This window comes from Nostoc sp. (assembly GCF_036917155.1).
Classification (GTDB): domain Bacteria; phylum Cyanobacteriota; class Cyanobacteriia; order Cyanobacteriales; family Nostocaceae; genus Nostoc.
In genome coordinates this window covers 1-19,377 of sequence record NZ_JBALDZ010000155.1, presented here as the reverse complement: position 1 = coordinate 19,377, position 19,377 = coordinate 1, and the positions used below count along the sequence as shown (strand labels likewise).

19 protein-coding genes, 2 tRNA genes and 1 pseudogene are annotated in these 19,377 nt (G+C 42.1%); 9 read left to right on the top strand and 13 right to left on the bottom strand.

Annotation, left to right across the window (positions count from 1 at the left end; translation table 11 throughout):
* Window positions 1–21 precede the first annotated feature (21 nt).
* The 5 genes from V7K67_RS20980 to V7K67_RS20965 all read right to left on the bottom strand — a co-directional run bounded on the left by V7K67_RS20980 (window position 22) and on the right by V7K67_RS20965 (window position 3,137).
* Complete coding sequence (locus V7K67_RS20980) at window positions 22–852, bottom strand: hypothetical protein (RefSeq protein WP_335168227.1); 831 nt, start codon at window positions 850–852, stop codon at window positions 22–24.
* A gap of 131 nt (window positions 853–983) precedes the next feature.
* A complete protein-coding gene (locus V7K67_RS20975) occupies window positions 984–1,634 on the bottom strand; it encodes a hypothetical protein (protein WP_335168225.1) in 651 nt (216 codons plus the stop codon).
* Between the two features lie 171 nt (window positions 1,635–1,805).
* Window positions 1,806–2,120 carry a hypothetical protein gene (locus V7K67_RS20970; RefSeq protein ID WP_335168223.1) on the bottom strand — a complete coding sequence of 105 codons (315 nt, stop codon included), beginning with the start codon at window positions 2,118–2,120 and terminating at the stop codon, window positions 1,806–1,808.
* Window positions 2,121–2,202: 82 nt separating this feature from the next.
* On the bottom strand, window positions 2,203–2,424 hold the full coding sequence (locus V7K67_RS34475; protein WP_442943885.1) for an HNH endonuclease: 222 nt from the start codon (window positions 2,422–2,424) through the stop codon (window positions 2,203–2,205).
* A 95-nt stretch (window positions 2,425–2,519) separates the two neighbouring features.
* A complete protein-coding gene (locus tag V7K67_RS20965; RefSeq protein WP_335168221.1) occupies window positions 2,520–3,137 on the bottom strand; it encodes a hypothetical protein in 618 nt (205 codons plus the stop codon).
* A gap of 863 nt (window positions 3,138–4,000) precedes the next feature.
* On the opposite strand from V7K67_RS20965, the gene V7K67_RS20960 reads away from it, so the two are divergent.
* Window positions 4,001–4,207: a hypothetical protein gene (locus tag V7K67_RS20960; RefSeq protein WP_334729036.1), complete on the top strand. Its 207-nt coding sequence runs from the start codon at window positions 4,001–4,003 to the stop codon at window positions 4,205–4,207.
* A 504-nt stretch (window positions 4,208–4,711) separates the two neighbouring features.
* Here V7K67_RS20960 and V7K67_RS20955 read toward each other — a convergent pair.
* The 4 genes from V7K67_RS20955 to V7K67_RS20940 all read right to left on the bottom strand — a co-directional run bounded on the left by V7K67_RS20955 (window position 4,712) and on the right by V7K67_RS20940 (window position 7,512).
* Window positions 4,712–4,784 (bottom strand) — tRNA-Phe (locus V7K67_RS20955).
* 75 nt (window positions 4,785–4,859) lie between these two features.
* A complete protein-coding gene (locus tag V7K67_RS20950; RefSeq protein WP_334733490.1) occupies window positions 4,860–5,729 on the bottom strand; it encodes a metal ABC transporter permease in 870 nt (289 codons plus the stop codon).
* Window positions 5,730–5,736: 7 nt separating this feature from the next.
* Window positions 5,737–6,513, bottom strand: a complete 777-nt coding sequence (locus V7K67_RS20945) for a metal ABC transporter ATP-binding protein (RefSeq protein ID WP_334733489.1) — start codon at window positions 6,511–6,513, stop codon at window positions 5,737–5,739.
* Window positions 6,514–6,570: 57 nt separating this feature from the next.
* The gene (locus V7K67_RS20940; RefSeq protein WP_442943884.1) at window positions 6,571–7,512 is read right to left on the bottom strand and encodes a metal ABC transporter substrate-binding protein; all 942 of its coding nucleotides are present in this window, start codon (window positions 7,510–7,512) and stop codon (window positions 6,571–6,573) included.
* 497 nt (window positions 7,513–8,009) lie between these two features.
* Here V7K67_RS20940 and V7K67_RS20935 point away from each other — a divergent pair, with 497 nt between their 5' ends.
* The gene (locus V7K67_RS20935) at window positions 8,010–9,614 is read left to right on the top strand and encodes an iron uptake porin (RefSeq protein ID WP_334733487.1); all 1,605 of its coding nucleotides are present in this window, start codon (window positions 8,010–8,012) and stop codon (window positions 9,612–9,614) included.
* A gap of 634 nt (window positions 9,615–10,248) precedes the next feature.
* Here the strand turns inward: V7K67_RS20935 and murA are convergent.
* Window positions 10,249–11,616, bottom strand: a complete 1,368-nt coding sequence (gene murA, locus V7K67_RS20930; protein WP_334706050.1) for a UDP-N-acetylglucosamine 1-carboxyvinyltransferase — start codon at window positions 11,614–11,616, stop codon at window positions 10,249–10,251.
* A 409-nt stretch (window positions 11,617–12,025) separates the two neighbouring features.
* On the opposite strand from murA, the gene V7K67_RS20925 reads away from it, so the two are divergent.
* Window positions 12,026–12,107: transfer RNA gene (locus tag V7K67_RS20925), tRNA-Leu, on the top strand.
* 94 nt (window positions 12,108–12,201) lie between these two features.
* Complete coding sequence (locus tag V7K67_RS20920; RefSeq protein ID WP_335168216.1) at window positions 12,202–12,984, top strand: TrmH family RNA methyltransferase; 783 nt, start codon at window positions 12,202–12,204, stop codon at window positions 12,982–12,984.
* A gap of 14 nt (window positions 12,985–12,998) precedes the next feature.
* On the opposite strand, the gene V7K67_RS20915 is transcribed toward V7K67_RS20920, so the two are convergent.
* Window positions 12,999–13,247 (bottom strand): hypothetical protein, encoded by a 249-nt coding sequence (locus V7K67_RS20915; RefSeq protein ID WP_334706043.1) that lies wholly within the window; start codon window positions 13,245–13,247, stop codon window positions 12,999–13,001.
* A gap of 447 nt (window positions 13,248–13,694) precedes the next feature.
* Between V7K67_RS20915 and V7K67_RS20910 the strand changes: the two are divergent.
* From V7K67_RS20910 to V7K67_RS20900, 3 genes and pseudogenes are all read left to right on the top strand, one after another.
* A pseudogene (locus V7K67_RS20910) lies at window positions 13,695–14,241 on the top strand (helix-turn-helix domain-containing protein).
* Window positions 14,242–14,308: 67 nt separating this feature from the next.
* Entirely contained in the window at window positions 14,309–15,979 is a 1,671-nt protein-coding gene (locus V7K67_RS20905) for an ABC transporter ATP-binding protein (protein WP_335168214.1), read from the top strand.
* 140 nt (window positions 15,980–16,119) lie between these two features.
* Window positions 16,120–16,623, top strand: coding sequence for a GNAT family N-acetyltransferase (locus V7K67_RS20900; RefSeq protein ID WP_334733484.1), 504 nt, complete (start codon window positions 16,120–16,122; stop codon window positions 16,621–16,623).
* Between the two features lie 39 nt (window positions 16,624–16,662).
* Here the strand turns inward: V7K67_RS20900 and V7K67_RS20895 are convergent, their stop codons facing one another.
* Window positions 16,663–17,337 (bottom strand): Uma2 family endonuclease, encoded by a 675-nt coding sequence (locus V7K67_RS20895; protein ID WP_335168212.1) that lies wholly within the window; start codon window positions 17,335–17,337, stop codon window positions 16,663–16,665.
* Window positions 17,338–17,576: 239 nt separating this feature from the next.
* Between V7K67_RS20895 and V7K67_RS20890 the strand changes: the two genes are divergently transcribed.
* Window positions 17,577–18,026, top strand: a complete 450-nt coding sequence (locus tag V7K67_RS20890) for an element excision factor XisH family protein (RefSeq protein WP_334706048.1) — start codon at window positions 17,577–17,579, stop codon at window positions 18,024–18,026.
* Window positions 17,981–18,313: a XisI protein gene (locus tag V7K67_RS20885; protein WP_334706049.1), complete on the top strand. Its 333-nt coding sequence runs from the start codon at window positions 17,981–17,983 to the stop codon at window positions 18,311–18,313. Before V7K67_RS20890 ends, V7K67_RS20885 begins: the two co-directional genes overlap by 46 nt.
* 15 nt (window positions 18,314–18,328) lie before the next feature.
* Here the strand turns inward: V7K67_RS20885 and nadC are convergent, their stop codons facing one another.
* Window positions 18,329–19,195 carry a carboxylating nicotinate-nucleotide diphosphorylase gene (nadC, locus tag V7K67_RS20880; RefSeq protein ID WP_334733505.1) on the bottom strand — a complete coding sequence of 289 codons (867 nt, stop codon included), beginning with the start codon at window positions 19,193–19,195 and terminating at the stop codon, window positions 18,329–18,331.
* Window positions 19,196–19,377: the final 182 nt, after the last annotated feature.

Genomic DNA, 19,377 nt, shown 5'->3' with positions numbered 1-19,377 from the left:
TTACCGCAATACAAGGTTTAGTCAATCAACATACCGAACTTCTCTCTGTGCTTGAGTCTCAAGCCCTGAAATACCAATTAGATAGCTAGGGGATTGATCTGTTTTTAGGGTAAATACATTCCCATCGATATCGGTACAAGGTTCGAGTAACATCGGTTCTAACAAGGCTTTTACTGAGTCTGGCATTCTGGCAGAGGGTTTACCGTAGCCTTGACGATCGCAGCAACAAGAGAATGTTACCAGGGCACGAGATAGGTCGATATCATCCCAGGTAAGGGATAACGCTTGCAGTGGTGTGCATCCTATTTGCATTGAAAAATCCATTAAGTTACACCAGTCCTTATATTCCTCGTTTTTTGTCATGACATCCAGTACAAGCGATCGCTCTCTATCAGAAAACACACTATCAACCCTGACATCATCAGCATACAAACCTTTCATTGCTATACGCCACGGATTAATAGGTGTATCGTTGCTAGGCTGCATCCAATCCCAGAACAGTGCAAAGACTTGTAGCCTTCCTTTTACCGTAGATAGTTTTCTCCCATGCTTTAGGTTATTAACTATCTCACGAGCGTAATTAACATCGAAGTCAAGCAAGGATGTGGAATCGCCAAGGATACCTTGCACCCATTTTCGACATCCGAGATATTTGCACCTAAATGTTTTTGCTTGTACCTCAGATCGCTTCTGTTCTAGGAATTGCTGAAAGTGAGATACGAGTGATTGAGTAACATTGCATTCCCGTTGTAGAGCGTCTATCTGTAGCTGTATTGATAGCCTTTGTTGCAGTAGTTCAGTCAGTCTAGCCTCGTAACCATTGACTTGAACTGATGGTTTTATCGCTTCCATGTCCTTCGTTGTATGGTGATAGATGGTATATTTTTGCAACGTCGTAAATAAGCGTCGTTTTTAATGACGTTATACACGACGTATGTAAACGACGTATGTAAACAAAGGGTATAGCGTCGTGAGTATCGTGATTACTCTTGATCTAATTCCCAGTATCCGGCATCGATAGTAATGCCATCATCGTTGGATAAACCAGACTGATCAACGATAGCCCTGTGCTTTTGGTAATCGTTTATGATGTCTTGATGCTTTTCTATCCATAATTCGGAGTTTCTAATCTGTATATCCTTGTAGCGCTTCTGCAATATCTTCATTTGTTTCCACAAAACGTCCATCTCAGTAATAATCTTTTCCTCTTCCTGTTTTGCTGATTCGATCTTTGAGTCGATAGGCGAGAGTGCTGACAAAAGTGATTTAACCCTACTTTCGGAGAATAGTTTAGATTTTGCGATTCTTTCGCACTCTATGAAATAGTTTCTTACTTCCCAGCCCTTATCGGTTTGTGCAAGCATTGCTAAATGCTTAAAACATTCAACCGACAGTTTAATGTTTTCACTAGAACGCCCACACTGACTGTTTTTCCGCAACTCGACGGAAAACTCAACGCCTTCCTTGAATTTAGATAACTGTTTTTTGGCATTATCTTTTCTCGCATACCCAAGCCATTTCCAGGCTGCATCAAAATCCACTGGGAATGGTTTACTAGAAGAAAGCATGGAAATTGCTAGCTTTTTATCGAAAATCGTATCCGCTTGCTTGGTTATTTCGCTGTTGTCAGTCATTTTCGTTTTCACTCATGTTTGTGTTTACTGCAAGGAAAACGTTAGAACCTGTTACCTGTATTCTTTTCTACTAAAACTTAATTGTGCTGCATGATAACCGTTAGCAGCAAGTGTATGTCAATGGCTTATTGAATGAGATGTTAGAACCTGTTGAGATGTCGCTATTGAAGACTATTGCTGTTGCTGTGGTGTCAGGAATTCAGTGAGTAGCTTGATGATTATTGCGTGAGACTTACTGCTATGCCATCCTGAGGCAATTTGTAATAGGAACACTGCTGCGACAGACGGCTCTACAAAGTGTCTATCTTCTTTAGGGACGTGAGAACAGTGGTCGTACAAGAATTTATCTGCACGGTATCTAACAATTGCGAGTGATTCACATAGTTGATAGACGTTGATCTTGTAAACCTTTTCATCGGTTACAAGTGCTGTAATCTTTGCATCATCTAATGTAAGTTCAGTGATTTGTTCTTGCGAAATAGTCATTGTTTTGTCCTTTGATTTAGTGTTAATGAAACTGTTTACTGTCAGCAGTTTAACGACGTACTGAAAGGTCACAAGCATTGCCTTACTGGTAATGGAACTGGTTGCAGTATTCGTAGGCTGAAATTCTAGACGCTAGCACCTTACTAGTTTCAGACGGCATAGTATTACCTCGAAGACTGTTGCATCTACTACAGGATGGTCGTAAGCTTGAAAGCTCATTACTACCACCTTTAGACCGTGGAATGTAATGATCGATTGTCATGTTCTCTAGTGTCAGTCCATCCCTACACCAAAAGCACCTCATGCCGTACTTTTCAATCAGTTGTGGGCGTATCCAAGCCTTCTCCACACAAGACAATCGCCTATGGATATACGACATTGGTGACTCAAATGCCGTCATTACCGTAACCCCATGAGGTCTTCCCTCGTTTCCTTGCGTATAGAAGGAATGATTTTCGCGTTTGGGTGATCGTTCTCAATACCGGGGTAGTACTGTTTGTTGTTCAAACTTACGTCACACCTTAGGTTACGACCGTGGTGATAATTGATGACAGCGTGCGCCCAATCGGCATCGTCACACAGGTATTCGAGTGTGTAAAATGGTATGCCTTCCTCTTCTTCTATGTCAACGGTATGCAGGTTATATCGAACTGGTTCACTGCTTAATAGTGGTAATTCGTATGCAGGTCGTGAGAGTGATTCATCGAAGTGAAAGGGAACGAGATCACTGAAGTCTCTAACGGTGTTGACGTGAAAGTTAACGATTTTGCACTTGTACCTTAGGTTCTCAGATAACCACGTTTTTACTACTGAGTGAATAAATCCATCTAAGTCACTGCTACTACTGCCATTTAAGAAATAAAACGTATCGTAGTCGTCATCAGATAAAGGGATTGTTACTTTGACCGTCTTGTGAGCGATACGTACCTCTGTGACGATTTCGGCACAATCTAATGAGGGTAATGATGACAAGAATGATAACGATGTTACAGGGTTGCTTGCTGTGATAGTTGTCATTTGAGTGAATACCAAGAAAGTGTACTAATTTGCCGTTACGTCGTTCAGTAGTTCGATGTCCTTCACCCTTCCCTACGTTTGACGTATTGCGTATTAGACATCAGCAGGTAGTACTAGTGGAAGTGGTAAATCTCTACTTCCCTTGCTGTGACTGCGTTTGCTTTTACGTTTGCACCTTGGCTTTGGTGGCATGGATTCAAAGTAATTCACTGTGATATCACTATGCAATCACATTTATTTATTAGTTGCGATATAATCATCAATAATAGTGATAGCAATGTGACATCACCAGGATGTAAGCTGAGGTCAGATTAACAGCAATAGAAGATAATAACGGAGAAGTTTATGAGCAATGAAGTGGCACGTCAGAAGAGGTTTACTTTCACTGTTAATTCCGAGCTAGTGGAAGCATTGAAGAAGCAAGCGGCTACGGAGTATCGATCTGTAGCCTCGTTAATAAACGCTGTGGTAGCAGAATACCTAAAAAGCAAGGGACACGACATAGGAGAAGACTGAGTTATTTTCACAACTTAAAATCACTAAACAGGGTAGAGATACACCTGTTTTTTTTACTACGTCGTTTTTAGCGTCGTTTAAAACGTCGTATGTAAACGTCGTTATTCCCGTGGTTCGTATCCCAAGCCGTAGAGCCTTACCTCTTTACCTTTTATTTGTTGTATTGACTCACGAAGGTCACTTAGATACTTGTACCCTTATAAAAGCTGTGTGACTGTCTGTGAGTGCTGTTTGTGACATTTACTGCTGGGAATTATTGATTTAGAGGAATAAAATGTTGGTCATTACGGCTTTAACGATGGTGTCACTTCTCAGTGATGCCTTTTTTACTGTGAGAGGGAAACATTATGCCAATTTCTCATGCTGACAAAACCATAAATCCTACTGAATTACTGGAAGCCCGCAAAAAATTTGTAATAGAACATTTCAATAAAGCTGGACTTACTGAAGGCGCTCAATCACTTATTGATATATATGCAGCAATAGAAGTAGAGGACAATCAACAACACTACAGAAGGAGTTATCTCGAATTCCTACTCAAAGTGATGGGTTAGAAGCATATAATTGGATGAACTTATTTCACTGCGTCATTTATTGGCGCTTTCTTATGGGCATTCTTCCGACTTACTAATGTCGTGTGGTATTTACCGGCGCATTGTTCATTGGTTTGGAATATCATGTTTTCTGACATCCAAGAAGATGTTAAGTGTCTGAATAAATAATTAACCTCTAGTACATAAACAAAACTTACACCCTATCGTAAAAAGTAGGGTGTTTCCTTATGGGTGCGTAAATGATAATTAAAACTTTTATAGATCGCAATAGATAGTTGTTTTACTTATGAGTTCAGAATTGACACACTGACACAGAATATTTGAGCCGAGGAATTCCTCGGTGATATAAATCCCTGATGTCATGGCTCAACAGGTATCAGTAGTTCTTATCCCTTATAGAAGTATTGTTATTGTTAGCAGAACACTTTCAGTGACAATCTGACCTGTGTCAGTTTTTGTGTCAATGTGTCACTTATTTTTGTGTCAGTTTTTGTCTGTGATGTATGCCAGGAACCGGACTTGAACCGGTGACACGAGGATTTTCAGTCCTCTGCTCTACCAACTGAGCTATCCCGGCTGGGGCTTTTGTGAGCCACGATTAATAAATGTAGCAAACATCAAAGAATATAGCAAGCCCTTGGAGAAAAAAGATTTATGCGGCTTTCAAGTTCAACTTAAACCAAATGAAAACGGCTACAAATAGTAGAAACTGGACAAGAACAATACTTGGGCCAGAAGCCAGGTTGAAAATACCTGATACCAGGATGCCAGCGATGCTGCTAACGGAACCGACTATCACCGACATGACTAGAAAGTGACTAAAGTGGTGACTCATTAGTTTTGCGGTGGAGGCGGGAATAACCAAAAAGGCGTTCACCAATAAAACACCAACAGCTTTAATCGCGACAGCAACGGCAAGTGAAAGCAAGACCACAAAAGCGTAGCGGTACAATTGCACGGGAACGCCTTGAACTTGGGCTACATCGGGGTTAAGGGTCAATAAAATTTGTTGCCGCATGGTTGATAGTAAAAATATGCCACCTCCCACAAGTACTAGCAGCGTCAAAATCAAATCTGTGGTGTCGATCGCTAGAATATCTCCGAACAGCACGGTCATCAAGTTGCCACGATATCCCTTAATTAGGCTCGTGAGAATTAAACCGATCGCTAATGCCCCAGATAGCACTATGCTCAGTACGCTATCGCTAGCTAAGTCAGTTTTATCAATAAAGTAAAGAACAATAACACCAAAAACTAAGGTAAAAGGTAATAGCATCCAAGTAGGATTTATTTGTAGCAGCACACCTAATGCCACACCTACTAGTGCTGCATGACCAACCGCATGGCTGAAAAATGATAACTGGCGCAAGGTGACAAAACTGCCTAACATCCCGCCAAGTATTCCCATCAAGGCAGCACCGACGATCGCACGCTGCATATAGGGGAATGTTAATAAGCTTACCAGGTCATTAATATTGGCGATCGCAAGCCTTGCTATCTGAGAATCATTGAAGAAATTCATATTTGCATTAATGTTGGTGCTGGTAGCGACTGAAACCTGGTCCGTAGGTTGCTAACAGGTTTTGCGGTGAAAGAGCAATTTCTGGCTTACCAGTACAAACAATACTTTGGTTCAGGCAAAGCACGCGATCGCAATGGCGATTTACCATATCAATATCGTGAGAAACTTGCAATACTGTCCAACCTTCTTCTCGTTTTAACTCATTTAGCAAAGCGTAAAAATCTGCTGCACCTTGCACATCAACACCAGCAAATGCTTCATCTAATACCAATAGTTTCCGAGGCATTACCAAACAATAAGCCAATAAAACCCGCTTGAGTTGACCGCCGCTAAGAGTACCAATAGCCTGATGCTGTAAATGATAAGCATCAGTTCGCCGTAAAGCTTCTGTTACTGCTACCGATTTTTCTCGGTCTTGTCTCCATAGCCTAGAGAAAAATGAATTTTTTCTTTTCTCTTCCTTTGCCCATCCTAGCCCCACCAATTCGCTGACAGAAATGGGAAAGCTGCGGTCAAAAATGAAGTTTTGCGGCATATAGCCCAACGTGTGACGTGAATGCCCCAGTCTGGCAATTGGGCGACCCAATATTTCAATGGTACCAGCACTTCGAGGGATCAAATCTAAAACCGCTTTTACCAGGGTACTTTTACCAGCACCATTGGGGCCAACAATGGCTGTATCTGTTCCTGGTAACAATTCAAAGGAAACATCTCGAACAGCTAGATAGCTGCCTTGATAAACAGTTAATCCTTCTACTTTTAAAATAGCAATGTCATTAGTCATTGGTCATTAGTCATTGGTCATGGGTCATTAGTCATTTATAAAGGACAAATGACAAACTTATTTACAGGACGTTTCCAGAATTTGCAAGTTAGCTTTCATCGCCTGAAAATAATGCTGCGGATCTGTTTCGCCAGTTTCCAGAGAATCCAGAGGACGCAAAGTTAATTTCAAGTCTTTGGAGAGGCTGACTAGTAGTTTATTATCTACTCCTGGTTCGCTAAATAAAGCTTTAACTTTGTACTTTTTCACAGCATTGATTGCATTTTGGACATCCGTTGGTGAAAGTTGATCTTCGGGAATTTGTACCACTGCAACTTGCTTAAGGTTATAGCGTTTAGCTAAATATGGAAACGCATCATGAAAAGTAATAAAGGTGCATCTGGGATTTTTTTGCAAAGTTTGCTGAAATTCGCTATTTAAACTTTCTAATTCTTTAATATAAGCCGTAGCATTTGCTTCGTAAGTAGCTTTGTTTGCGGGATCGGCGGCAATTAATCCATCCCGAATATTTGTTACCTGCTGTTTTGCCAAAACAGGATCTAACCAAACGTGAGGATTACCTTGGAGGTGGTCGTGGTCTTTTTCATCTTGTGCCGTTTTGACAACAGGTGAAATTTCATTTAAGGGTTTAATACCTTTACTGGCATCAATTTCAGTTAATTTGGGATTTTGGGCATTTTTGACAGTACCTTCCAGAAATTCCTCCAAACCTAAACCATTTTTTACTAACACATTAGCAGTAGCGATCGCTTTGACATTTTCTGGTGTCGCTTGGTATTCATGTACCTCCGTACCTGGTGGCACTAAAATTTCTACATCTGCGACATTTCCAGCTACCGCCTTAGTAAACAAATATATCGGCAAAAATGTCGTCACTACTTTAGTTTTTCCCGACTGCGCCAGTGGAGTAGAACCAACTTCCTGTGCTTGCGGCGACTGTTCGGAAGTTTTTCCCTGATTCGGGTTCGATTGGCTACAGCCATTAGCCATTGACAACATTAGCAGAGTAATGATGGGCAAAATGACGCTTCTTTGTCTGCCAGTTCTAAGTCCTCTGCAATTCACAATCACGGTGTTTTCTCCCCAAAACGGATGCTTGCTCTGCCTTTGCCACAATTTATATTGACAATAGACATCTCCAGAAATTAAATATGCGTTACCCATAACCCTTGTAGAGACGTAGCAGTGCTACGTCTCTACATTCTTTTTCGGAGATGTCTAATGAAACCTATTCTAGATTTTACACTATAATAATTCTCATTCTCACTCATAACACATGATATCATTCTGGATTTCCGGTGTAATGAGTGACAAAAAAATTTTTAGATGGTACAGCTATCTGCAATTTAGTTTTCCCAGAATAATTAGGACTTCTTGACTTTTTTTGTTAAAAAGTTTGCCTACTTCTGATAAGATTGCTGACAAAGATTCTCATAAAATACACGTTTAAAAAAACGTAGCTTGGGTGTGAATTGTAGATCAGTGTGAGGAGAAAAATGAAAAAATTCTGTAAATATCTGCTAGTTAGTCCAGCGGTCTACGGTGTCATGCTATTTGTCAATACTGCTGTATTTGCAGGTGAAACATCTAGCACCTCTGAAATCAATCAACCACTAGTTTTAGCTAGTCCAAACGCCAAAGATCAGACAATGGCGCAAGTTACCTCAGTGTCTCAGTTATCTGATGTGCAGACAACAGACTGGGCATTCCAAGCCTTACAATCGCTGGTAGAGCGCTATGGTTGTATTGCAGGATACCCAAATAGCACTTATCGTGGCGATCGGGCATTAACGCGATATGAGTTTGCTGCTGGTTTGAATGCTTGTCTGGATCGGGTTAACGAACTAATAGCCACCGGTACAGCTGATTTGGTAACAAAAGAAGATTTAGCCAAATTACAAAAGCTGCAAGAAAACTTTTCAGCAGAACTGGCAACACTCCGAGGTCGTGTAGATGCAGTAGAAACACGCACTGCTGAATTGGAGGCACACCAGTTTTCAACCACAACCAAACTGAATGGGGAAGTGGTAATTGCGATCGCGGGTGTCGTAAGTGGAAATACAGTTAATGGTCAAAAAGTCAACCAAAATACCGTCCTTGCAGACCGAGTGCGTCTGAACCTCGACACCAGTTTTACAGGTCAAGATTTACTCAGAACACGACTTCAGGCAACAAACCTAGACCCATTCTCTCAGACTGCTACCTTTACACCAGAGGGTGACTTCCGGTTTGCTGGTGGTAACAACAGTAATGGAGTTGTGATAGACGCGTTGTTGTATCAGTTCCCTCTCGGTAAGAAAACAAACGTTACCCTGGAAGCAAATGCAGGTGCAATTGATGATTTCACCAACACAGTCAACCCATATCTAGATGGGGACGGTAGTACTGGTGCCCTTTCCCATTTTGGGACTCGCAACCCAATTTATTATCTAGCCAATGGTACTGGCATCGGAATCAAACATGAGTTCAGCGATAAGTTGGAACTAAGTTTGGGGTATTTAGCAAATGATGCTGCTAACCCTCAACTAGGCTCTGGATTGTTCAACGGGGCTTATGGCGCCATAGCGCAGTTAACTGTTAAGCCTAGCAACCAAATTACCCTTGGTTTAACCTACCTTAACGCCTACAACAATACTTTTTTTGCCAATGGTAGTGGTGGTAGCAATAACGCTAATAACCTATTGCAGAATGCTTCTAGTAACTCCTACGGTATAGAAGCATCCTTTCAACCTAGCTCAAAATTTGTGATTGGCGGTTGGGCTGGCTTTACCAAAGCTCGTATTCTTACGGTTACTCCTGGCGATGCTGATATCTGGAACTATGCCGTCACCCTGGCTTTCCCGGATCTTGGTAAAAAAGGTAACGTTGCAGGCATTGTTGTGGGTATGGAACCTAAAGTTACCAGCGTGAGCAGTTCTCTCAGCAATGCAGGTATCAACAAAGATCCAGACACTTCATATCACATTGAAGGTTTCTATCAATATAAGCTGAGTGACAATATCAGTATTACCCCAGGAGTTATCTGGCTGACAGCACCAGATCATAACAATCAAAATGACGATATCGTGATTGGTACAGTCAGAACCACATTCACCTTCTAATTTTTAAAACTTTAAAAAAGACGCAAATTTATACTTTACGTCTTTTTTTGTGTATAATCTCAAAAATAAAGCTCAGTATTTTTGCTGGGCTTAATATCTCAGAACAATATAGCGATTCTCATGTAGATGCAATAAGTTGTAGGGGCAGGAAAATGAAAATTTCTAGTAAATTTAATCTAGATAAAACAGATTAATTGCGGAAATTGCTTAAAAGCTAGTCCTTTTTAACATTGTCAGTTAGAGCCTTGAAGTTATTAAACATAGATTTTCAAGGTGTTTGTAGTGAGTTATCGGATAACTAATTTATAAGCACCTTTAATACAAAAAGACCAGCCTCCCACAGCTGGTCTAGAAAATATTTTTTTGCGTTGTCTTCTCAAGAGAGTTAAAACCCAATTGCGCGTTCCCAAAATGCAACGGGCAACTTTTCTTAACAATATTGTAACAGCCAACACAGATTTTTCCTGAATATTCATCAAAAAAAGATATTAACAAAGCTTAAAAGCCTCTATCTATCAGGAGAATTTAGCAGAACGCAGGGTATAGATGGGGAAATGAAAGGAAGTCGGGGGAGAAAATTTTACCTTGCCTCCCTTGTCTCCCTTATTCCAGCGTCAATTTCAACCGATTAATTTCAACTTGACAAGCTACTGATGGTGGCAGCAATTTCTGCATCTACTGATGTTTCGCCCACGCGGATGATTTTAGCGCCCAATTGCTGCAATTTCACATCAAGTCGATCGTAGCCGCGATCGAGGTGTTGTAATCCCTGAATTGTAGTTTGTCCTTCTGCTGCCAGTCCTGCGATGACTAACGCTGCTGATGCTCGTAAGTCTGTGCCTAATACTGGTGCGCCAGACAATTTTGGTACTCCCCGAACGAAAGCAGCATTGCCTTTAACACGAATGTCTGCCCCCAAGCGATTTAACTCTGAGGCATGACGCAAGCGATTTTCAAAAACGGATTCGTTAATCACGCTGTCACCTTCTGCCAATGTCAGCAAAGCCATGAACGGCGCTTGCATATCTGTGGGAAAACCTGGATGGTATTGGGTTTCAATATCCGTTGCCTTGAGGGTTTCCGCTGGCAGAATATGTAATTGTTCAGGCTTTTCTTCAATTATTGTTACTCCAATATCCCGCAGCTTGGCAATTACTGGGATGAGATGTTCTGGAGCCACTGGCGAGAGGATAAGTTCTGAGCGGGTAATTGCTGCTGCCAGCAAAAACGTCCCGGCCTCAATGCGATCGGGAATAATGCTGTAGTCGACAGAATGCAACTTGGGTACTCCTTCAATAATAATTCTGCTAGTCCCCGCGCCCTTAATCTTCGCTCCCATCGCGTTACAGAAGTTAGCTAAATCGACTACTTCCGGTTCCCTGGCAGCATTTTCGATGATCGTTTCGCCCTCTGCCAGGGTAGCTGCCATCATCAAATTTTCCGTCGCTCCAACACTAGCGATGTCTAAGTAAATCTTCGCACCTTTTAATCTCCGGCTACTGCCAGGAACATAAGCATTACAAATGCCATGCTCAATTTGCACCTCAGCCCCCATTGCTTGCAGTCCTCGAACATGCAAGTCAACCGGTCTTGCCCCAATAGCACAACCACCTGGTAAGGGCATCTGTGCTACTCCCAGTCTTGCCAGAATGGCTCCGATGGCGAAAAAACTCGCTCTCAACTGGGTAACTAGTTCGTAGGGAGCTTTTGATGTTTTAATCTCGCTGGCGTTGATGTCTAAAATGTCGCCTTGTCGTGTTAATTGCACACCCAAAGCTGATAACACCTGACCCATACGCTCTACGTCCGCTAGCAAGGGGACATTGCGGATACGACAATCGCCTGGACACAGTAAGGCTCCAGCCATGATTACCAGTGCTGAATTTTTTGCCCCACTAATTTTCACATGACCCCGCAAAGGATGCCCACCCCAAATTTGCAAGACTGAGGAGTCTGCTTCTGGAGCAATTTTGGCATCTGGTAAGCTGGTAGAAGGATTAATAAGCCTACCTCCAAAAGTAATACGTATTTTATATGTTTGAAGTTGGTTTTGATTCTACAGTAAAGATTCAAAATGTCCACGTTTTAGGGCAGCATCTTGCATAAAAAAATTGTTTTTTGAGTGAAAAATTCGGGCTGAAAATAAGCAATAGTAAGCTTTTTGAGCTTTTGAAAAATTTAATAAAAAATCAGGAGTAAGTAGTAGTTTGAAGCAAAATTAAATACTCAGTAAAATAACTTAAGTGTTCTCTAAAAATCAATGCTGTATTGTTCAGTTAATATTTTAATTTGATCGATTGCCTGAATCACTCGTTTCTAGTCTGAGATTCTTAGCTAGGCACTATATTTTCACTTGACAAAGGTAGAAAATTACGCAATAATCAGCAATTGTCGATAAAGTACAAATACCAGCGGAACTGGCGGAATTGGCAGACGCGCTAGATTCAGGTTCTAGTGCCGCAAGGCTTCCGGGTTCAAGTCCCGGGTTCCGCATACCATCTCAGTTAGGAGTTAGGAGTGAAGAGTTATGAGTTGAAAGACAACTAAATTAACTCCTAAATATTAAATCCTAATTCCTAATTTTTTGATGTTGACCAGTTTACAAAATTCCCTAGTTAAGCAAATTCGCAAACTGCACTCCACCAAGGAGCGGCACAAGCAGGAGTTATTTTTACTAGAAGGGACGCATCTGTTAGAAGAAGCTTGTGCGGTGAATTACCCACTAGAAACAGTGTGTTGTACTGAAGATTGGCAAGCAGATCACCCTTCGCTGTGGGATGAAGCTTGTAGTCGATGCGATCGCGCCGAAATTGTTAGTAGAGAAGTCTTGGATGCGATCACTACCACAGTCCAACCAGATGGGGTGGTGGCAACGGCAAAACGCAGGGAACGCCAAACTCAAGTACCATTGACTGGTTTAGTGCTAGCTTTAGAAACAATACAAGATCCCGGCAACCTGGGTACAATGATTCGCACTGCCGCCGCTGCGGGAGCATCGGGGTTGTGGGTAAGTGGAGATAGCGTAGATTTAGATAGTCCTAAGGTTCTGCGTGCTTCCGCAGGGCAATGGTTTCGTCTAGCAACAGCCGTAACTGAAGATTTAAAAGCGACAGTCCAACAAAGCCAGCAGGCGGGAATGCAGGTAGTAGCAACCTTACCCAGTGCGACTTTAACTTATTGGGAGGTAGACTGGCGAAAACCCAGTCTGATTTTACTGGGAAATGAAGGTGCTGGATTGTCAGCAGATTTAGCAGCGATCGCAGATCGGCAAGTCAGAATTCCTTTGAGTCCTGGGGTGGAATCTTTGAACGTGGCGATCGCAGCCGCTTTAATGTTGTACGAAGCTCAACGGCAACTAATTTGTCAGTAATAAATTTTAACTTTTTACCCCAATTGGGTTTTTGTTATTTCTTCGAGATATTTTTCAATATCAGCAACTGCGTCTTCAAGAGCCGCTAAATCAATATCTGTCAAGTCTTGGTCGAGTTCAGCTTCAGTGAAATTACTAGTATGCAGTTGGGGTATCTCCTCTTCCTCAGTCGAATTTTCTTGTAAGATATCCTCCAACTGATCGAGGGACTGTTGAAACACTTGATCGGCAGCGCGGCGCTGTTCTGGCTGATTTTGCTCCATAATATTAACTCGAAAATCCTGATTTACTGACTTAATTTTGATTCTAGTTCCTACAGATTTAAATTTTGCACTTATAACATCATAGTTGTGTGCTGTATCAACTTTAGCAGTGCTTATCAAGAATATCGATAACTGTCTGCAATTGCTAAGACTGGAAATTTATTGCGATCGCTACGGGTACACTAAATCAAGTTTGGCTACGTTTAGGTAAGTTTTATAAAACAGGTCTAATACTTAACTAGTATGCCGTAAGTCCCCCACGCTCATTTGGTACTCCGAATCAGTGGCGGGATATAAGGCGGTTGATAAGGATTGCATCTAATATTAATTTTTTGCACGGCAAAGACAAACATTAGATGTATGACGAATCAACAAATATTTTCTTTTAGCAGCTTACCAAGAAATATATATCATGCTAAGATAGATATATCAAGGAGGTGATGTTAAGTGTTGCACAAGGTTGTACAAGTTCGTTTATATCCAACAAAAGAGCAAGAAATACAATTGGCTCAAACTTTTGGTTGCGCTCGTTGGTGGTGGAATTATGCCTTAAATAAGTCAGTTGAGACTTACAAAGAAACAGGTAAAGGACTTACACGTGCAGCACTCAACGCACTTCTTCCAGCGCTCAAAAAATCTGTTGATACGATTTGGTTAGCTGATTGTTATAGCCAAGTTTTACAAGCTACAACACTCAATCTGACCACTGCATACAAAAACTTTTTTGAGAACGTTTCTATCAAGTGAGTGAGATGTCATTGGATGTCCGTGAGTGGACTTGCCCTCATTGTCATACTCATCATGACAGGGATGGAAACGCCGCGATAAATATTAGAGCAGAGGGTATCAGAATGATAAAGGCGGAAGGTTCAGCCGTCTCTGCTGTAGGAGGGATGGTAAGTCCCAAACTTGGGCGAAAGTCTAAGTTTGGGCACTCCCCTGTGATTACAGAAGCCGACACTGTACAAGGCAAGCTCCAAGTCAGTGTGGGTAGTTCACTTTGAGAGACTATCCTAAATTTGAAATTATAAAAATTGGTAGCTCAGGGCTGATAACTAACTATGAGTGAAGCCTTATTCTGTATCGAAAATTTGCGAGTTGCCTATCCTCAACGGAGTGGAGAAGAAGCAAGCTGGGCGGTTGATGATGTATCTTTCACCTTGCAACCAGGTGAAAGAATGGGATTGGTGGGAGAGTCGGGTTGTGGTAAGTCAACTATTGGACGGGCAGTAATGCGTTTACTACCAGCCTCTAGTCGTGTTGAGGGACGGGTGATATTTCAAGGACAGTCAGTGTTTAACTTGACACCTAATCAGCTGCGGAAATTTCGGGGAGAAGCGATCGCCTTAGTTTTTCAAGATCCCATGACACGCCTCGATCCCTTGATGACAATTGGTAAGCATTGTATCGAAACTCTCCAGGCGCACTCACCACAATTATCAACGCGGGAAGCTAAGGAAAAAGCACTTGCTACCTTGGCAAAGGTGAATATTCCCGCTAGTCGCTGGAATCAGTTTCCTCATGAGTTTAGCGGTGGAATGCGCCAACGGGTAGCGATCGCTTTAGCTTTACTTCTCAACCCCAAGTTGATTGTTGCCGATGAACCCACCACCAGTTTAGATGTCACCGTCTCCGCGCAGATATTGCAAGAATTAACTCGCCTGTGCGGTGAAGAAAACATGGGATTATTGCTAATTTCTCACGATTTAGCAATGGTGGCTGAGTATTGCGATCGCATTGGCGTGATGTACAACGGCAAGATGGTTGAAATGGGTTCTACAGAAACCGTATTTAGGCAACCTCAACATGAATACACGCGATCGCTCTTAAAAGCAGCTTTACACATTCAAGCAGTAAATGATCGTGGAGAATTGATCATTGCCAATGACGCAGAAAAGCAATTACCGATTATTAATGAGAAATCCCCAATTTTGAGCGTTACAGAACTCAAGCAACACTACACTATAGAACCTAACTTTATCGAACGACTTTTTAACACACAAACGCAGACGATTAAAGCAGTAGATGGGATCAACCTGGATCTTTATTCAGGAGAAATTCTCGGCTTAGTCGGGGAATCAGGTTGTGGGAAAAGTACACTATCACGAACAATTTTGCAACTAATTCGCCCCACTAGTGGCAAAGTTGAGTTTTTAGGACAGGATTTAACTAAACTGTCGCGTCAAGAAATTCGTTCTTCACGGCGACAAATACAAATGGTCTTTCAAGACCCTCATGCTTGTCTCAATCCAGCGATGACAGTGGGACAAAGTATCGCCGATCCTTTATTTATCCACAATCTTGCCAATCCTGCCAAGGCAAAAGAACAAGTTTTGTGGATGCTAAATAAAGTTGGGTTAACACCGCCAGAAGTGTATTATGAGCGATATCCATCAGATTTGTCTGGAGGACAACAGCAACGAGTAGCGATCGCTCGTGCTTTGATTACTCACCCTAAACTTTTAATCTGCGATGAACCAGTGAGTATGCTAGATGCTAGCGTCCAGTCGCAAGTGCTGGATTTGATGTTGCAATTAAAGGAAGAGTTTGAGTTAACTTATCTATTCATTACTCATGACCTTTGGTTAGCTCGATTTTTGTGCGATCGTATTGCCGTGATGAATGGCGGTAAAATTGTCGAACTCGGTCTGACAAAACAGATTTTCGCTAATCCTCAGCACCCTTATACCAAAACCTTACTAGCTGCTGCTCCCTTACTAGCACGTGCATAAAATCAGGAGTTATGAGTTGAAAATTCCTAACTCTTAACTTCTAACTCTTATGACAAGTACGATAGAAGCCGTAGAATTGCTACTGTTAACACTGTATTATTTTTGAATATTTTCTGAAAATTTTTTCCGAGACGGTAGCAATGACTATTCGCCATGCGGCTGAAACTGACTTACCTGCAATTGTGGCAATTTACAATGCCGCAGTTCCCAGCCGCATGGCAACGGCTGACTTAGAACTAGTATCCGTGGAAAGTCGCCTTGCTTGGTTTAAAGGGCGATCGCCTTCGCAACGTCCACTTTGGGTAATTGAGGTAGAAGGAGTAATTGCTGGATGGCTTAGTTTTCAATCCTTTTATGGGCGACCCGCCTATACTAAGACTGCGGAAATTAGTATTTACATAGCCCCTAACTTTCATCGGTGTGGTTTGGGACGGCAACTCTTAGCACAAGCAATTAACGAAAGTCCTACTTTGGGTCTAAAGAGCCTAGTATGCTTCATTTTTGCCCACAATCAGCCTAGTTTAAAACTCTTTGAAACGTTTGGTTTTGAACGCTGGGGACATTTACCTAACATTGCCGAACTTGACAGCGTTGAACGGGACTTAGTGATCCTGGGACTGCGAATTAGTAAACCTGTTGTTTAAAGCGATCGCTATTTTCTTAGACTTGTAAATTAAATTCGGTCACAATTGGTCTAAATTAATTCCCCGTTCTTGTAATAAAGCACGGAGAGCTTCTAACTGCGCCTCAGCTTGTTCAGCTCGTTGTCTTTCTTGCTGTCGTTGTTGATCTAGTTCCAAAAAGGTGAGAAAGCGATCGCCATCAGGACGATAAATTTGCAGTTCTTCCTCAGTCAACTCGAAACGCACCCCCAATTTAGGGCTGATCCAACCAACCATTTGGTCAATCACTTCTAATCTTGAGTTTCGACGCTGCCAGCCTGTCAAGTCAACCACATCAGGTTCATACAGATAATATTCTTCCACACCGTAGCGCTCATAAAACTCTAATTTTTTCGCCATTTTAGAGATCCGGTTTCCAGGCGACCAAATTTCAAATACCACCTGCGGGGGAATGTTGTCTTCAAGCCACTGTTGATAAGAACCTCGGTATCCCTTTGGTCTACCAAATACTACCATCACATCAGGAGCTTGGCGGAGTTTGTTATCATCTTCCACCGAATACCACAACAAGTCCCCAGCGACAAACACATTTGGGTCATTGCCAAACAGCAGTTCTAAATTATTTTTAATCCAGACAATTAATTCAAACTGCTTAGTATTGTCTGCCATTGGCTGTCCATCGCTGTCAGGGTAAATAATGCCTTTTTGGGTGGAAGATGGTAACTGTATAACCATTGCAATCATTCTCAGGTAATTCTTAGAGGATGGGTTAGCGATCGCTTTTTTCTCGATCTTCTTATTTCACATCGTAGTCTAATCAAAATCCACTATTTGGTCGGTGTAGTCATTTGGCTATAATTTATTACTACAAATAAACAAAGCTGGTGCGATCGCACATTTTTTATCTACTATAGTGATTGTTTCTGTCCTATCAATGGATTGTAAATATATTACCCACAAATAAAATTTAAACTGTGTCTGCTAAAGATGCTTTTCATGAAGTTGTCAAAACCGCTCTCCAGAGAGATTGTTGGTTAATCACTCATGATCCCTATCCCTTGCAAGCTGGTACATTTGATCTTGCCATAGACCTCGGTGCAGAAAAAGTGATTGCAGCCGAAAGGGAAGGACTGAAAATTGCTGTAGAAATCAAAAGTTTCCTTGGCCCATCCAAGATTTCAGAATTTTACGGGGCGCTGGGACAATTTATAGCATATAGGGCAGCTTTAAGTATTCAAGATCCAAAACGAATTTTATACCTAGCAGTGTCCAGCAATATTTACGAGCGATTTTTTGTAACTCCCTTTATTCAGGGACTCGTTCAGCAAAACCAACTTCTGTTGTTGGTCTACGATATTGATGGGGAGGTAATTCAACAATGGCTACCGTCAACGAATACCGACAACACATCCAAAACCTGCTAACAGAACGCGCCAAACTCGTGTGGGACGATCGCATCCAAGCCCAAACTATTTTCGATACCGAACGCGACCACTACCAACTAGTCTACGTTGGTTGGCGCGGCTCAAAGCGGCTATATGGCACTGTCCTTCACCTAGACATCATCGATCACAAAATTTGGATTCAACAAGATGGTACCGAAGTTGGGATTGCAAACCAGTTGGTTGAACTCGGTGTCCCCAAAGAAGACATTGTTTTAGGCTTTGATCCTCCAAAAATGCGACATTACACCGACTTTGCAATAGGATGATTCACCTCATGATATTTAAAGTACAATCCTCATACTCAAATCCAACCACTTCGACTGAGTAATCGGCGCACTGCTAGAAATATAGTCAACACCCGTTTCCGCCACGCCGCGAATCGTTTCCAAAGTCACATTCCCAGAAGCTTCAATTTTCACCCGGCTATCTTGCTGGCGAATCAACTGCACCGCCTGATGCATCATATCCAAAGGCATATTGTCCAACATAATAATGTCAGCCTTGTGTTGCAAAGCTTCTTTCACCTGCTCTAAATTTTCCGTCTCTACCTCAATTGTCAAGGGATAAGGAATCTGAGAACGAATACGGGTAACAGCTTCTCCAATTCCCCCAGCCGCCGCAATGTGATTATCCTTAATCATCACCGCATCATCCAACCCCATACGGTGATTAATCGCTCCACCCAAAGCAGTCGCGTACTTTTCCAACAATCTCAGCCCTGGTGTAGTTTTACGCGTGTCCACCAACTGAGCAGGTAAATCTGCAATTTTCTCTACATATATATTAGTCAGCGTAGCAATTCCACTCAAACGCATAGCCAAGTTGAGCGCCACCCGTTCCCCCATCAACAGCGCATCCAGCGAACCATGAATTTCAGCCACTACCTGTCCCGGCTCACACCATGCACCCTCAGCCGCCACCGCTACAAAGCTGACTTTTTCATTCAAAATCTGAAACACCCTAGCAGCAACAGGTAAGCCAGCAATAATCCCAGAAGCCTTAGCGAGCCATTTCGCAGAGCCGAGCGTCACATTTTCTACTAGTAGGGTATTTGTAGTGCGATCGCCCCTGCCAATATCCTCCATCAACCAGCCACGCAACAGTGGATCTAAAACCAACCAGGGCGGCAAAACACCAGAATTCCTCACAACTTTAATTGCTTCCTTAGTGACATCCAGCAATACTATAGCCTAAACCCCTTACTCTCTAAGGCTTTGATAGTGACGAAGAAACAATCCCAAAATAATTTGGAAAAAGTAGTTGACACAATGAATTGTGTTCGCTATATTGAATAAGTGCCTGAAGCGAAGCGAACGAAAGCGACGCTAAA

What these genes read in the sequence shown, in the direction of transcription:
- V7K67_RS20950 (WP_334733490.1), bottom strand. Translation starts at nt 5,729, where the DNA reads ATGAATTTCTTCAATGATTCTCAGATAGCAAGGCTTGCGATCGCCAAT.
- V7K67_RS20885 (WP_334706049.1), top strand. Translation starts at nt 17,981, where the DNA reads ATGGCTACCGTCAACGAATACCGACAACACATCCAAAACCTGCTAACA.
- V7K67_RS20975 (WP_335168225.1), bottom strand. Translation starts at nt 1,634, where the DNA reads ATGACTGACAACAGCGAAATAACCAAGCAAGCGGATACGATTTTCGAT.
- V7K67_RS20945 (WP_334733489.1), bottom strand. Translation starts at nt 6,513, where the DNA reads ATGACTAATGACATTGCTATTTTAAAAGTAGAAGGATTAACTGTTTAT.
- V7K67_RS20940 (WP_442943884.1), bottom strand. Translation starts at nt 7,512, where the DNA reads ATGTTGTCAATGGCTAATGGCTGTAGCCAATCGAACCCGAATCAGGGA.
- V7K67_RS20960 (WP_334729036.1), top strand. Translation starts at nt 4,001, where the DNA reads ATGCCAATTTCTCATGCTGACAAAACCATAAATCCTACTGAATTACTG.
- V7K67_RS20895 (WP_335168212.1), bottom strand. Translation starts at nt 17,337, where the DNA reads ATGGTTATACAGTTACCATCTTCCACCCAAAAAGGCATTATTTACCCT.
- V7K67_RS20915 (WP_334706043.1), bottom strand. Translation starts at nt 13,247, where the DNA reads ATGGAGCAAAATCAGCCAGAACAGCGCCGCGCTGCCGATCAAGTGTTT.
- V7K67_RS20935 (WP_334733487.1), top strand. Translation starts at nt 8,010, where the DNA reads ATGAAAAAATTCTGTAAATATCTGCTAGTTAGTCCAGCGGTCTACGGT.
- V7K67_RS20905 (WP_335168214.1), top strand. Translation starts at nt 14,309, where the DNA reads ATGAGTGAAGCCTTATTCTGTATCGAAAATTTGCGAGTTGCCTATCCT.
- V7K67_RS20900 (WP_334733484.1), top strand. Translation starts at nt 16,120, where the DNA reads ATGACTATTCGCCATGCGGCTGAAACTGACTTACCTGCAATTGTGGCA.
- V7K67_RS34475 (WP_442943885.1), bottom strand. Translation starts at nt 2,424, where the DNA reads ATGAGGTGCTTTTGGTGTAGGGATGGACTGACACTAGAGAACATGACA.
- V7K67_RS20970 (WP_335168223.1), bottom strand. Translation starts at nt 2,120, where the DNA reads ATGACTATTTCGCAAGAACAAATCACTGAACTTACATTAGATGATGCA.
- V7K67_RS20980 (WP_335168227.1), bottom strand. Translation starts at nt 852, where the DNA reads ATGGAAGCGATAAAACCATCAGTTCAAGTCAATGGTTACGAGGCTAGA.
- V7K67_RS20920 (WP_335168216.1), top strand. Translation starts at nt 12,202, where the DNA reads ATGTTGACCAGTTTACAAAATTCCCTAGTTAAGCAAATTCGCAAACTG.
- V7K67_RS20965 (WP_335168221.1), bottom strand. Translation starts at nt 3,137, where the DNA reads ATGACAACTATCACAGCAAGCAACCCTGTAACATCGTTATCATTCTTG.